12 protein-coding genes and 1 pseudogene are annotated in these 13,195 nt (G+C 69.6%); 3 read left to right on the forward strand and 10 right to left on the reverse strand.

Annotated features, from left to right (window positions below):
* Positions 1–157 precede the first annotated feature (157 nt).
* Positions 158–369 (reverse strand): annotated as a pseudogene (locus tag ABT063_RS33555) (DUF5990 family protein); the annotation flags it as partial.
* An 88-nt stretch (positions 370–457) separates the two neighbouring features.
* On the opposite strand from ABT063_RS33555, the gene ABT063_RS33560 reads away from it, so the two are divergent.
* The 3 genes from ABT063_RS33560 to ABT063_RS33570 all read left to right on the forward strand — a co-directional run bounded on the left by ABT063_RS33560 (position 458) and on the right by ABT063_RS33570 (position 3,803).
* Complete coding sequence (locus tag ABT063_RS33560) at positions 458–1,345, forward strand: DUF5655 domain-containing protein (protein ID WP_351063646.1); 888 nt, start codon at positions 458–460, stop codon at positions 1,343–1,345.
* Between the two features lie 770 nt (positions 1,346–2,115).
* Entirely contained in the window at positions 2,116–2,952 is an 837-nt protein-coding gene (locus ABT063_RS33565; protein ID WP_351063647.1) for a hypothetical protein, read from the forward strand.
* Between the two features lie 218 nt (positions 2,953–3,170).
* Positions 3,171–3,803: a hypothetical protein gene (locus ABT063_RS33570; RefSeq protein ID WP_351063649.1), complete on the forward strand. Its 633-nt coding sequence runs from the start codon at positions 3,171–3,173 to the stop codon at positions 3,801–3,803.
* A 26-nt stretch (positions 3,804–3,829) separates the two neighbouring features.
* On the opposite strand, the gene ABT063_RS33575 is transcribed toward ABT063_RS33570, so the two are convergent.
* The 9 genes from ABT063_RS33575 to ABT063_RS33615 form a co-directional block, all read right to left on the reverse strand.
* On the reverse strand, positions 3,830–5,200 hold the full coding sequence (locus ABT063_RS33575; RefSeq protein ID WP_351063651.1) for an SPDY domain-containing protein: 1,371 nt from the start codon (positions 5,198–5,200) through the stop codon (positions 3,830–3,832).
* A gap of 66 nt (positions 5,201–5,266) precedes the next feature.
* Positions 5,267–6,388, reverse strand: coding sequence for a DnaB-like helicase N-terminal domain-containing protein (locus tag ABT063_RS33580; RefSeq protein ID WP_351063653.1), 1,122 nt, complete (start codon positions 6,386–6,388; stop codon positions 5,267–5,269).
* Positions 6,388–7,656 carry a DNA cytosine methyltransferase gene (locus ABT063_RS33585; protein ID WP_351063655.1) on the reverse strand — a complete coding sequence of 423 codons (1,269 nt, stop codon included), beginning with the start codon at positions 7,654–7,656 and terminating at the stop codon, positions 6,388–6,390. The genes ABT063_RS33580 and ABT063_RS33585 overlap by 1 nt, the downstream gene beginning before the upstream one ends.
* Positions 7,653–8,525 (reverse strand): adenine nucleotide alpha hydrolase family protein, encoded by an 873-nt coding sequence (locus ABT063_RS33590; protein WP_351063657.1) that lies wholly within the window; start codon positions 8,523–8,525, stop codon positions 7,653–7,655. Before ABT063_RS33590 ends, ABT063_RS33585 begins: the two co-directional genes overlap by 4 nt.
* 23 nt (positions 8,526–8,548) lie before the next feature.
* Positions 8,549–9,484: an alpha/beta fold hydrolase gene (locus tag ABT063_RS33595; protein WP_351063659.1), complete on the reverse strand. Its 936-nt coding sequence runs from the start codon at positions 9,482–9,484 to the stop codon at positions 8,549–8,551.
* Between the two features lie 380 nt (positions 9,485–9,864).
* Positions 9,865–10,803: an SPDY domain-containing protein gene (locus ABT063_RS33600; protein ID WP_351063661.1), complete on the reverse strand. Its 939-nt coding sequence runs from the start codon at positions 10,801–10,803 to the stop codon at positions 9,865–9,867.
* Between the two features lie 114 nt (positions 10,804–10,917).
* Positions 10,918–11,724, reverse strand: a complete 807-nt coding sequence (locus tag ABT063_RS33605) for an SPDY domain-containing protein (protein WP_351063662.1) — start codon at positions 11,722–11,724, stop codon at positions 10,918–10,920.
* The gene (locus ABT063_RS33610; protein WP_351063664.1) at positions 11,721–12,560 is read right to left on the reverse strand and encodes a hypothetical protein; all 840 of its coding nucleotides are present in this window, start codon (positions 12,558–12,560) and stop codon (positions 11,721–11,723) included. The genes ABT063_RS33605 and ABT063_RS33610 overlap by 4 nt, the downstream gene beginning before the upstream one ends.
* Positions 12,561–12,591: 31 nt before the next feature.
* On the reverse strand, positions 12,592–13,191 hold the full coding sequence (locus tag ABT063_RS33615; protein ID WP_351063666.1) for a hypothetical protein: 600 nt from the start codon (positions 13,189–13,191) through the stop codon (positions 12,592–12,594).
* Between the last annotated feature and the right edge of the window lie 4 nt (positions 13,192–13,195).

Here is a 13,195-nt window from a genome sequence, read left to right on the forward strand (position 1 = left end):
CAGGCCGTCGCCGCCCGCGAGGCCCACTACATGTAGGGAATCGTCAACCGGCGATGGTGGACGCTCGCCTGATGGGGTGCCCGGCGGTCTGAAACGCTGGTCAGAGGTGCGCCGACGGCTCGGTGAAAGGCTTCCGGGTCGCACCTCAGCCGCACGATCAATGAGCGCGCTCGGCGGTCCATGTGATGCGTGGTGGTACGACTCGCGCACACAGGGGCATACCGTGTGCGTCGTTCAGTCCGAGGCGTCCGACCAGCAGGCCGGTGCGTTCGGCAGCGACGAGTACCTCGGCGGACACGGCGTCGAGCATGAATTTGGCGCGGCGGACATCGTGAAGGTGCCGGAGCCGTCGACGGTGCCCCAGGAGATTCCCGGGACCAGGCTGCGGAGTACCCGGAAATAAATTCGACAGCCCCTGCTGTTGAGTGTCGGCCACACTGGCTGCACGGGAGGGGCGGTGCCGGATCTGAAGCTCTACAACACGAATGGCGGCGTGACTGAGGTCGCGCCGCGTCTTGCTGATGCCGAGGCCGATGTGCAGAGCGTCGTCGAGGGCAACATGGAGAAGTTGCTCGGGGTCCGGTTCCTGGCGAGCGAGTACAGCACCGGCCCAGTCCACGGTGGCCGGATCGACTCGCTGGGCCTCGACGAGAACGGGGCTCCCGTGGTCGTCGAGTACAAGCGGGGTGTGGACTCCGGCGTCATCAACCAGGGGCTGTTCTATCTCGGCTGGCTGATGGATCACCGAGCCGAGTTCCAGCACCTGGTCCGCGACCGGCTCGGGGCCACGACCGCGGCCCAGGTGCTGTGGAGCGCGCCCAGGCTGATCTGCGTCGCCGGCGACTTCACCCGCTACGACGTGCACGCCGTACGCGAGCACCGCCGCAGCATCGACCTGGTCCGCTACCGATTCTTCGGCAAGGACCTGATTGGTCTTGAGACCGTGGCTTCCGTCACCGGGCACACGCCTGCCGCCAAGCGGGCCCGCCGGCGCGCGGCCGGGCTTCCGCCGGTCCGCGGGCACAGTGGGGCGCTGGCAGAGCTGGCGGAGGCGGTCGATGAGGTGTTGCTCGGCCTCGGGGACGGCGTCAGCCGGGTGCAGCGCAAGCAGTACCGCGCGTATCAGCGCCTGCGGAACTTCGCCTGCGTCTGCCCGCCGCAAAAGACCAAGCTCCTCGTCTACCTCAAGGCCGATCCGAGGGATGTGGACCTCGTGCCCGGTTTCACCCGGGACGTGACAGGGCTCGGCCACCACGGTACAGGCGACCTGGAGGTGCAGTTGCGGTCTGAGCGGGACGTGGAGCGGGCTGTGGACCTCTTCCGCGCGAGCTACGCGGCGGGGTAGCCGCCTTGTGCAGCCGCAACGCGGATGCGTGCGGGACTGTGCGGCTGTGGATGTTGTGGTGGCGGCGCCTTCCGACGTACGGGCAGGTAGTGGCGGTGGACCATCAATGATGCGGAGGATCGCCGGTTTGGCCAACCGGCGATCCTCGGCTATGTTGCGCCCCCTCGGTCGCCGCAATTGATGCCCGGGCGTGAGCGACATGGCTGCTGAGGTTGAACTCGTGGTGTCGCAGTGAGCTCGACGGCTGTCTGCAGAAACCGGACTCGCCCTCCGGCTCAGATAGTCACCGGCCCCAGGAGCCTTGGGGCCGGGGCAGACACAGGACAACTCCGGCTCACTGGCAGAGTTCGGCTACTGACGCTGAAGCCACCACGCGCAGCCGGCCACCAGGGCGCTACCCGCCGCAGTGGCGGCGCCACGAATCAGAGAGAACAGAGCTGCCCTTCCGAGTCGCTGGGCTGTCTTGCTTGTCCGCATGTCGTTCGCCCTCCTGCGTACCGCCGGTCCGTCCGGGCGGTACGTCGAGCATCACCTCCTGCTTCAGGGCGTTGGACGGGCGGACGCCACCCCTGAACGTGTCCGGATGAAGCCCTCCAACCTCGGACGAGATGCCATGCTGTTGGACGGTTCTGGACGGCACTGGACGGGGAGCTGTTGTGGGGCGACCGGGAGTTTTGCGAAAACCGACGCTGACCGATCGGGAGCACCGGGAGTTCAACGACGCGCTACACAGGCTGCACCTCCAAGCGGGTCGTCCGAGTCTCACGACGATGGCCCAGGAGTTGCGCGCGGCGGGGATATCACGCAGTTCCATACACGATGCCTTCAGCGGCCCTCGGCTTCCGCAATGGCATGTAGCGGACGCACTTCTTGAGATTCTGGCGTCGCGCGCGCCGAGTCTGACGGCTGAGCAGCAGCTCGAGTCTCTACACGCCTTGTGGCTCCGCGCTGCCGAGGCGGAGCAGTCCGCGCTCGCATCCAGCAGTCCGGTGGCGGGAGAGCCGGCGAAGGGTTGGGCTCTCCTGCTCGACGCTGAGAGGTCCGCCGCTCACAGCGACGCCGTGCAGATGCAACTTCATCAAGCTGCCTGTGAGTTCACCGACGCCGTGTTGGCGTCTGCTGGTGTCGACAAGGCAGACCGGCGTCGTGTGGATCGCGGTGATTCGCTGCTCGAACTGATCAATGGCAGCGTCCCCTTGATTCCAGTCCTGCGCTCCCTGCTGCTCAAGGGACCCATCCAGCTGGGCGAGACGAACCGCATGATGCCAACGTCCATGCTCGTCAGGCTGCGAATCGTGGTTGGCGTGGCCCCCTTCGATGTCAACTTGGTGACCTCGCAGGGTTGGCAGAGCCAAGAACTAAACGATGCGACACGGCTGCTGGACTCGTACTCCCTCCGGCAGATGATGCAGCAGTGGCCCGACGTGATGGTTCTGGCCGTTACAGATCCTCTCTACCGAGAAGTGGTGGAGCCCTTGCCCGCTGGCGTACTTCCCGCCGCATTCGACGAAATCATCGTTGACGGTAAGAACGGGCCCACGGTGGCGTGGAGGACGGCTCCGATGGCAGCAGGCGTCTACGGCTGGGCAGAGGAACGGTCTTCATAACCCGTTAATGGGATCATGAACGGGGCGCGGGGGCGAACTCCGGAGGTCCCCGTCCGTGGCCCGCACAGCGATCGCGTCGCCTACCCGCTGGCCCTCGTTCCGCGCGATGACGACGACGGGCACTTCCGGGGACTCCGTGTCGGGCTCAGTCCGTGCCTGTTCCCGCTGTTCGGCAGCAATGCCCGGCTGTTGTCAGTGCCCGGGCGGAGAATCGGCGGATGGCTCTCGAACCGACGGCGGCTGGCGAGTCCGAGTTTCTCGCTGCGGCCTTACGCACACACCTGTCCGAGACCCGCTTCTCCTTCGCCGGCCTGACCGGCAAGGAGGCAACCCTGTGCATCACCCGCGCAGTGGCGGAGTGGGCGACGGCGTCCGGCTGGAGGTGCAGATGGGAGGCGCCGATGCGCTATATCGCCCCGCCTCGCCGGATGAGTGGGGGTTGCCGCATCTACTGGTCGCCGCCCTGGTCTGCCTACCTGGATCTCCGCCTGGTTCGCAAGGACGGCCCTCCGGTCGCTGTGGAGATCGACCGTGCGGACGACAGCACCGCCGTGGACAAGCTCCGCGACGAGGCCCTCCGCGGACGTCCCGCGCTGTGGATCCGCTGGCACGGAGCGCTGCGTGCCGAGCTGCCGCCCGGTGTCGCCCGCTTGCACCTGCCGTCGCGTTCCAGCCGCTCTCCCATCCGGTACTCGCTCACCCATGTCCCCGGTACGGCGGCGATCACGGTTGGTGGGGCTGTCACCCCCGAAGCCCGATCGGACGCCCTGAATCGGGACCAGCAGCGGATGGCGGATGAGGAGCGCGCTGCCGCGATCCCCCGGGAGCCGGGCCCCGTCCGGTGCTTCTAAGCGGCTACGCGATCGGTCAAGCCCCGTCAGCGGGATCGGCTGGGCTGTGCCGTGGTGGCTGTCGAAGGTGGCGCCGTGGGGGTGGTGGTGAGGTGCACGGTGGGCTTCACCTTCACGGGGGTGTGCGTCCGGATTCCGGTGCCACGGGCGAGGTTCCCGGCGAGGTCGGCCAGCAGTGCGGCGGGTGTGTAGGGGGAGGCCGTGATGGCCCAGGTGGGACGGTCGATGCTGGGGCCGGCCCAGAGGGTCCAGGTGGCTAGGGTGCTGTGGGGGTTCTGGGCGGCGAAGGCGTCGAACTGGACGCCTGCATCGCCTTGGAGGGTCTCCCAGCGGATCCAGCGTCCGTCCAGGGTGTGCTTCCAGCCGGCGTCGGTGAGGGGGCGGGTGGCTGCGGTGACGGTCTTCTCGGTGGTGGGGCTGCCGATGGCGGTCTCCCAGGCGTCCTCTTCGGCGAGCCCGCTCAGAAGGGTCTTGAGGACGGGCGCTGGGGTGGCGCCTGTCATGGTGAGGTGCCACATCCGGTCGGAGACGGGGGTCTCGTAGGCGGCGACGGTCCAGGCAGTCTCGCGGGGATCAGCCTCGTGGATGCGTTCGACCCGCAGGGTTTGTGATTCGTGGATGGCGTGGGTGGTGTCGTCGGTCCAGGTGCGCCACTTCTCCCAGTCGTCGTGCTCGGTGAGGAACTGGTCGAGGATGGCGTCGTGGTCGCCGGGGTCGGCGGCGTAGGCGGGAACCGTTTCCGTTCGCTGGACGGGCTGTTCGGGCTTTTCGGCGGCCGGTGCGCCGAGCGTGGTGCGGGCTTCGGCGGTCTGGCGTTCGGTGTCGGTCATGGGGGCGGGGCCGGGGCGCATAGTGTCGCCGTGGAGGCGTTCGAAGGCGGCGAGGGCCTGGGCAGTTGAGTCGAAGGTGTCGGCGATCTGCCGCAGGTGGTTCTCGCCGTGGAGGTAGACGCTCTTGCCGTCGCGGTAGGTGCCGACCGCGACGGTGGTTCCGCTGTCGTCGGCGTGGGCGTGGACGACGAGGCGGCCGTGGCGGATGTCTTCATAGATCTTCTGGGCTTCGTTGGAGACCTCCCGGATTTCCTCGCGAGTGCACCAGTGCATGGGGTAGTTGGCCCATGTCCATTCCTCGTCGATGGCTTCGCGGAGCCGGGGCGTGATCTCGGTGGTGATGCCTTCGACGGTCAGCGCCCGGGCGGCGTTCTCCGCCCAGTAGGACTCCTCGTGGTCGATGCGGGCCAGGACCAGCGTGTGCTCGTCGACGGCTTCGAATCCGCGGGCAGCCAGAAGCGCGTGCGCGGTGCGGTGTCGCGTGCCGGCGAGGGTGGCGGTCACGGCACTGGAATGGGCGGGGTGGGTGTCGAGACGGACGTGCGCGTCGATCGCGGGGGTCGTCAAGGGGCGTCGCTCAATTCGGCCTGTGTACGGGACCTGAGGGTCCGGCCACAGGCGGTCCGGTGTCAGTCAGCGGGAGATACGCGAGGCGGACGGAGCCGTTGTTCGCGGCGGGCCAGCCCGCGGTGGCGCTGAGGCCCTGGTACGTGCGGGGCTGGTCGTCGGTGCCGGCGTGCTGGCGTACTTCCAGCGGGTGCGCAGCGCGTGGAGGTCGGCCAGTGCGCGGCGGCTGCCGGTGATCAGCTGGTGGGGAGTGTTGGCCGGATCGTCGGTGTAGGCCGTGATCCGGGTGGCGACGATGCGGGCGCGGGCGAGCAGGGCGCGCTCGACGACCTTCTCGCCCCAGTACTCCGGCGAGCCGACGGGAGTGGAGACCAGGGCCATCAGGTCGCCGGGCGCGACGTTGGCGTTCAGGAGGCCGCGGTGCTGGGCCTCCCACAGCACCGTGACCGGATCGACCGGGGCACCGCGGTGAGTGAGGGCGGTCAGACACTGCCACAGGGCGCCGTGCAGGGACAGGGCGAAGTCCTCGGGCAGCAGCCACCGCATCTCCTTCACCTCGGCGGGGTGCGCCGTCGCGCTCGCGAGGAGGAACCGTTCCTCGTCCAGGGCTTCCTCACCCGCGTCCTGCGGGGGCTCAGGTAGCAGCGGCGTGCGGGGCAGAGAGCCCGGGTGCGGGGCGAACTGTCCGGCGAGGTCCTCAAGGAACCGCGCGAGGGCGTCGGCCTGGGCGAGGGTGGTGGCGGCCGGGTTCGGCAGCGTGGCATCGGTCGCGGCCAGGGCCAGCCGTTCGGCGTGGGCGCCCAGCGTCCGGCGGGCGTGGTCGGCGCGGATCATCCGCGCGTACGTTGCCGCGTGCTTGGGCCAGGGGCAGACCTGGATCAGGGTGTGGAGATAGGAGGCGGTCAGTCCCGGAGCCTCCGGTCGCGCGTTGTCCAGGACGGTGTTAAGCCAGGCCGGGTCTGTGAGGTGCTGCTCCGGGTTGGGCGCCGGCACGGTGCGGATCGCCGCGAACAGGGTGCCGTGGGCGAAGTTGTCGAAGTGTTCCGCGTTCAGGACGCCGATCTCGGCGAGTCGGTGCGGGTGGAGGAGGAGCGCGCCGAGGAGGGCCTGCTCGGCGTAGTGCACGGGCTGCGGCGGCGGCAGGTCGTCCAGGTCGTCGTCCTCGTACGCGTCGGTGGGGTGGGGCATCAGGCAGCCAGGGTGAAGTCGTCGGAGGTGAGGGTCTTGCCGAGGTGCGGGGCCAGCAGGTGAGCGGCGAGCCGGGGCGGCACGGCATTGCCGATCTGGGAGAACTGCTGGCCCTTGTTGCCCTGCCACGGGTAGTCGGCGGGGAAGGACTGCAGGACGCCGGCCTCCTGGGCCGTGATCCGGATCGGATCCGGCGCCGGGACGTTGCCGTCCGAGTCGTGCGCGGGTTCGGCGACCCAGGTGCATTCGTTGGCACGGTGGCCGAAGAACAAGGTGCCGGCGGGTTCGTCCAGGCTGCGGACCGTGGCGTTCGCCTGGTTGTTGCTGCGCAGCGACCAGGACCAGCGGTGCTCCTCGGCGGTGAAGGCCAGTGCCGGGGCGACTGCCGAGCGCTGTTCCCGGGTCCCGTGCCGCTGTGCCCGACCGGCACTTTCACGGCGGGATTGCAGGACGACTCCCGAGCCGGGCCGTGGTGTCCAGGTGCCGCGGTCGCGGGCGTCGGTGAGGGTCTTGCGTGAGCCGGAGGGGAAAGGCTCGGGCCCGCCTCCGGGGCCGCCGCCTGCGCAGACGGTGGGGACGGGGCGGTCGGTGGCGCCCCAGCCGAGGGCGTCGGCCATGGAGACCCATTCCTTGCGGCCCGGCCCGAACAGGCTCTCCGGTTCGGCGGTTTTGGCGTGGGTGGGAGGGGGCGGTTCGGCGGTGCGGGTGCGGGAGGCGAGCAGGATCGCCCGCCTGCGGGTCTGCGGAACCCCGTAGTCGGCGGCGTTCAGGATGCCGGCCCATACCGAGAAGCCCCAGGTGCGCAGGACCTGCGCGTACTGGCGCCACAGCGGCAGCACGTCGGGGACCTCCTCCATGGCCACCCACTCCGGCTGGCCGACCGTGTTGAGAGCGTGCAGGTAGCGCATCGGCTCGGCGGCCAGCAGGGAGCGCTCGTCACGGCAGGCGGCCAGGAGGTGTGCGCGGGTGTCGCGGCCGGTGGCGAGGTCGGCGACCGCCTGGTGGACCAGGGGCTGGTCCACCAGGCCGAGGCGCTTGCCGGCCATGGACCATGCCTGGCAGGGCGGGCTCGCGATGAGCCCGGCGGTTTTTCCGAGGAAGGGCCAGACGGGGTACATCGCCACGTCGGTGCGAATGGTCAACTGCCCTGCCGCCGCACGGGTTTTGCAGGCCCACTCGTCCCATTCCAGGCCCACGTCCCGTACGCCGAGGACGTTAAGTGAGTGGCTCCATCCCCCCGGACCCGCAAACAGGTCCAGGATGGTCAAGAAGCCAGTCCGAAGTCGTCCTGCACTGGCTCGACTTCACCGCGGCAGGCCCACGGGGAACAGCCGTCGACGACTCCTTGCTCCAGCTCCTCCAGGTCCGGTCCGCTCTCGGTGAGTTCTTGCTGCATCGCCGCCCATTCGGCGGCGGTGACGTGATCGATGGGAGCTTCGCTGAGAGGGACGCGGGAGCGGTGAAGAAACGCCTCGCCGAGCAGACGGTTGCCGGTCGCGTTGGCGCGGGCATTTCCCTTGCGGATGGCCATGTCGAACTCCACCACGTCCTCCCATTCCTGTGGGGAGTTGTCGCGGATGTTGCGCCATTGAGCGTTTCCGTGGAAAGGGCACCCGAGGCAGCTAGATTTCGGGGTGTCGGCCAGGCCGAGCGACGTCAGGTAGCGGATGCAGTCGGACCGTGACCAGCCCATGTCGATGAGCGGGTGCCGGTTGCGCATGTACTTGACGTCGGAGTCCTTGGCCCGGTGGAATTCGTCGGTGGAGATGCCGACCCACTGCTCGACGAAGACGCCCTTGGGGATGCGTGTCGGATAGGGGTAGTCGAGTATTTCGCGGACCTTTTTCTTGATCGGCTTAATTTTATATTCCCCGGTACATTGGCGCCTGGTCATACCCGGATTTCCGTCCTTGTTCAGGACGTAGAGCGGCATTGACGCAAATCTGTGGTCGGGGTCCAGGGCATCCTTGCGTATGTTTCCGGACGATACGCGGAGAACGGGTATGCCTGCGGGTCTGGCTATTTCTCGCTCCAGCCGGTCGAGATGGGAATATACGGCTCTCGGTTCCCAGCCCGTGTCGGCGAAAATTGCGTAGTCGACCTTCGGGAGTATGCCTTGTGCGGAGAGGGCGAGCATGGCGCTGGACTGTATACCGGCACCTAGTGAAATTGCTCGGAAAGCAGGGAGTTCGGAAATGATCGGTCCTGGGGGTGAGGAGGGTGGGGGCCCGGATCGGCGGCGAGGCGGGCGATGCGGTCACTGATGAGCGCGGGGTGCCGGATCGGCAGCGCGTGCGTGGTGCGGGGAAGGATCTCCAGGCGGGCGGCAGGGAGTTGGGCGGCCAGCTGCTTGGTGTGGGCGGCGGGGATGTGCCGGTCGTCCGCGCCGGCCATCAGCAGCAGCCGGTCGCCGAACTGGTTGAGCACGGTGGCGTCGCGCGGCCGGTAGCGGCGCAGGCACTGCCACAGGCCGGCGAGATCGCGGGTGTGGGTGTGGCGGATGCCGTGGCGGCACAGCGGTGGCCCGTCGGCCGGTCGGTCGGGGTGGGGCGCGAGGCTGTAGGGGTGTGTGGTGGGCAGCCGGTGCCGCAGGAAGTCCACAGCCTGGGGAGCGTGGGTGCAGGTCAGGGCGAACAGGCTGCGTCCGGCGGCCAGAAGCAGGGCACGCGGGCTGCAGTCGGGCAGCACGCTCGCCCCGCGTGCGGTGGGAGACAGCAGCACCATGCCCCGTATGCGGGCCTTGTGTTGGGGGTGCAGGGCGGCGAGTTCCTGCAGGACGAGGGCGCCCAGGGAATGGCCGGCGAGCACGAGCGGTCCGGCGGGGACGAGGTGGGTCAGGATCTGGTGCAGGTCGTCGGCGAGCTGCCGGATCGTCAGCGGTGCCTGGCCGCGCGGGGTGTGACCGTGCGCGCGCTGGTCGTAGCGCACGACGGTCAAGCCCAGGCCGGTCAGGTGCCGGGTGTGGACGCGCCACAGGTCGGCGGTGACGGACGCGCCGTGCACCAGCACGACCGTCGCGCCGCCGGGGCGCGGGCGCACAGGGGTGTCGCGGTAGACGGACAGGCGAGTGCCGTCCGCGGTGGAGACCGACAACACTTCAGTGGCAGATGGCGGGTTGCGCACAGGTAGAACTCCGGAAGGGGGGATCAGTAGGGGGCAGCCGTTCGCCGTTCGCGCAGGGTTGGTGGAACCGGCCGTTCGGCAGTGCACTGCGCTTGCCGCTGTACGGGGTGGGCGGATAGCGAGGAGGCGACCCCGAAGGGGCTCGGGCAGTCAGCGCCGTACGGCTGTCGCCTTCGGCCGCGTGCTCGGGCGGCGGGACGGGATGGCGCTGCCGGTGACCGGCTCGTACCACGGCAAGGTGGTGCCGTTGCCGTAGGAGGCGGCAAGGAGACGCTTGCGGCTGGGCTGGTGGTGGGCGAGCGCGCGGTGGCCTTCGGCGGCTGTGTCGCGCTGGATCGCGGCGGCGGAGATGTTCAGCGGCGCGGGCCCGGCTTGATGGCGGGGGCGGCAACGGCGGGCGGCTGTGTCGTGGTTGACCAGCGCGGAACGCTGACGGTTGCCAGTGCAGGACCGCGAGCCGCCCGGGCGCGGGCGAGGTCCCGCGGCGTGGGCACCGCCACGGCCCGGGGCGCCGCGGGGGCGTCCGGCTTCAGCGGGCGCAGGTGGGCGTGGCACTCGCGCGGCACGCAGGCGCGTTCACGGGAGACCGGCGCCGGATCGGCCAGAGCCGTGGCGAAGGCTGCGACCAGGTGGGCAGGGATGGCGCTGTGGAAGTCGGCCTCCCACAGCGCCCGTCGCGCATCCGGGGCGGCAAGGATCCTCGCGCGCCACGCCTCGTCTCGGGCCACTGTGTGCCCGCCGAACGAGGAGGGAGGGCGGTATTCCAGGCGGGCCAGCCGGTCGGGCGAGGTCGCGGTGATGTGCCAGCCGTCCACGGTGATCTGCCAGCGGGCGGCGCGCAGGACCTCCCACACCATCTCCGGATGGTCATCGCGCTCGCGGTAGGGCTCGTCGTCCCATCGGCCCGCGGTGACGTCGGCGTCCAGGGCGGCGGTGACGGCGGCGACGATCTCGGGAGGGGTCTCGTCGGTGAAGGCCGCGGTCCACGTCGGTGGGGCGTGCAGATCCGTGCGGCAGCGGATCTGCCACAACGCGGTGGCGTCCGGCATCAGTTCGGATGCTTCCGGGACGTAGGCGATGCGGAGCTGGCTGCCCATGGTCGTGACGTAGAAGTTGCCCATCTCGTCACTCATGGCGTGCCAGTAGTGATGGGTCAGCGGGACGAAGGCGTCGTCACCGCAATAGGCACTGCCGGCGAGGTAGCCAGGGGCGACGAGGACATCGTCATCGGTACGGTCACGGCTGGCCCGCTGTGTGCGGCGCAGGCCGGGGTCGGGGCGGGGTTCGGGCACAGGGGAGTCCAGTGGTGGGGAAGAGACAGAACGCTTCGGACCGTCACCAGGCGTCGGCTTTCAACGGCCCAAGTGGCGGAGCCTGAGTTGTGCCGAAGAGGCCGGGCGGGAAGCTCAGCGGCGTGCTCGTGCGGGGTTGGCAAGGCGCATGTGCGCTGGTGTTCGGGCCACGGGTACAGCGCTGGCCGATGACTGGGCGGTGGCGCGGGCAGCGTGAGTTTGGGGGCGGGCCGCCGCAGACCGGATGGCCAGGAAGGGCAGGTGGCGCTCGGGGAGGTCGCGCGGCCTGCGGCGTACGGGGTCCAGGCGGGAGAAGTCGTCGGCGGTGGCGGTGATCAGGTGCACGGGGGTACGGCTGGTGAAGTCGGCGTACCAGCGCGGTCCGCACGCGGCCTCGACGCGGGCGTACAGGGTCCAGGCTGCGGAGACCTCACCTTCCAGTTCGGTGTGGACGTCGGCCTCGCCGAGGTTGAGGCGGAGGTAAGCGTGGCCGTCCGGGGCGTGCTGGTAGTGGAAGAGAGGGCTGTGGTCATCTCTCCAGCCGCGCGCGATCAGAACATCGCCAGGGCCGGCAGGGGTGTGGTGGGAACCACCGGGCCGATGGTCACGGTGGTCGTCGGGCAGACCGCGGACGAGCGTGGTGGTGAAGGCGGAGACGATCTCGGCAGGGGTGTCACGGGTGAAATGAGCGGTCCAGTGGGGGAGGGCCAGCGGCTCGCGGGCGTAGGAGATCGTCCAGCCGTAGGGAAGGTCGGCGATCTGTGCGCGCAGACAGGGGCTGGAGAACATCCGCCCGGCGGGCGTGCGCGCCTCAGCCCAACCGGCTGCGTGCAGCGGGCGGGTGACCATGGTGGAGTTGCCGGGGCCGGCCATGTAGACGGGGCTGACCAGGACGCGGGCCGTCGGGGCGAAGTCGGTCATCGCGTGCGTCCTGCGGCGGCCTGCTTGGTCGCAGGAGGCGTCACGGCCGCTGTTCGGGCGGGGGTCGTGGCGGGCTTGTGCAGGGCGAGGGCACGCTGGCCTTCCGCGGTGACATCGAGGCGCTGGCCCTGATGCAGGGATGTCGTGGTGTCCACCTCGACGAGTCCTCGCTTGATCAGGGCGTTGAGGGTGGCGACGTTCACGGTGGCCCGGTCCTTGTCGATGGCCTTGAGCACGCCGTGCCGGCTGATTATGTAACGGGTGCCGCCTCCGGTGGACAGACGGGAAAGGACGGCGTACTGGCTGGCCGTGATCTCCGGCACGGGTATCGCCTGCTGCTGTTCGGCGTGCTGTTTCAGGTCCCGGGTGATGCCGCCAGCGAGGTAGTAGCAGCCGGTGTAGGCCAGGTCGAGCTGGTGGGCGGCGTTTGCGAGGTGCTCCGCCATGGCGGGGACCGCCTCCGCGTGCCGTGCCGTGCGCACGGCTGCATCATCGCCCGGCGGGCCGGGGAACGGGGCGCCCTCCAGCGGGTTGGCCTCCAGCGCGCAGGCCAGGTCGGATGCGGCGACACTGGCGGCCAAGACGACGGAGGCGAGCAGTTCCAGAGCCGGGCGGCTGCCGGGTATGGCGGTGTACTGGCTGCCGTCGAGGGCGGCGAGGCGGAACATGGCCTGTTGGACCAGCTCGTTCGTGTCCACAATCTTCGCCGTGAGCTGCTGCCGGGCGTCGGTGCCGGGTGTCAGGGCGAGAGAGCGGATCTCGCTGTGCAAGTCCTCGAAGTCGCTGCCGAGTTGCCGCAGTCGGGCGATCTCGGCTTGCAGGTCGATCTGGCGCATGGTGCAGTGCTCCGGGGAAGGCGGACGGTGGTCAGCGGCTGCGCCGCTTAACCTGTGTGGTGGGCGGCGGTGCGAGGGCGGCACCGGGGCGGGATGGCGTCGGCGGGATGTCCTGCCAGGCCGCGATGCCGAGGTCGATGCGCACGCTGATGCCGTCGGCGTAGAGGTGGGCCTCGGCGCGGACAACAGCGCTGAGGGCATCGCGCTCACCGAGACCGGGTGGCAGCGCGTACTGCCGCTTCGCCCCCGCTGGTATGAAGCCGTACTGGACGAGGACAGCGTCGGCCTGGCCCGTGGCCGCGCTCGCGGTGACCGCATGGTCGGTGAAGCGGATGGTCACGTCGGGCTGGGCAGCCGGGCTTGCGCCGTGCTGGCGCGTGGTCCAGGCCAGGTCGACGAGGTCCAGGGTGTGGGCCATGAGCCCATAAGCCGCGACACCGGCGCGCTCGTGCGCGTCCTCGGCAGTCTCGGGCGGCAGGAGGAAGAGGGTGCGGCCCTGGTGCTCGCGGGCGGTGAATCCCGCCCCGGTCAGGATGCGGGCGGCGTTGCGGAGAGGGCGGTTGAGGACGACGAAGGTCCAACCGTCGCCGGTCGAGCCGATGAAGACGTCGTGGTGGTCGGTGAGAGCCATGGTG

Origin of the sequence: Streptomyces sp. NPDC002838, from assembly GCF_040295365.1 — a bacterium.
Lineage (GTDB): Bacteria > Actinomycetota > Actinomycetes > Streptomycetales > Streptomycetaceae > Streptomyces.

Excerpts from the sequence above, each read along its gene's own strand:
- ABT063_RS33565 (WP_351063647.1), top strand. The coding sequence starts at position 2,116 with ATGGCCCAGGAGTTGCGCGCGGCGGGGATATCACGCAGTTCCATACAC.
- ABT063_RS33570 (WP_351063649.1), top strand. The coding sequence starts at position 3,171 with ATGGCTCTCGAACCGACGGCGGCTGGCGAGTCCGAGTTTCTCGCTGCG.
- ABT063_RS33580 (WP_351063653.1), bottom strand. The coding sequence starts at position 6,388 with ATGCCCCACCCCACCGACGCGTACGAGGACGACGACCTGGACGACCTG.
- ABT063_RS33590 (WP_351063657.1), bottom strand. The coding sequence starts at position 8,525 with ATGCTCGCCCTCTCCGCACAAGGCATACTCCCGAAGGTCGACTACGCA.
- ABT063_RS33605 (WP_351063662.1), bottom strand. The coding sequence starts at position 11,724 with ATGACCGACTTCGCCCCGACGGCCCGCGTCCTGGTCAGCCCCGTCTAC.
- ABT063_RS33610 (WP_351063664.1), bottom strand. The coding sequence starts at position 12,560 with ATGCGCCAGATCGACCTGCAAGCCGAGATCGCCCGACTGCGGCAACTC.
- ABT063_RS33615 (WP_351063666.1), bottom strand. The coding sequence starts at position 13,191 with ATGGCTCTCACCGACCACCACGACGTCTTCATCGGCTCGACCGGCGAC.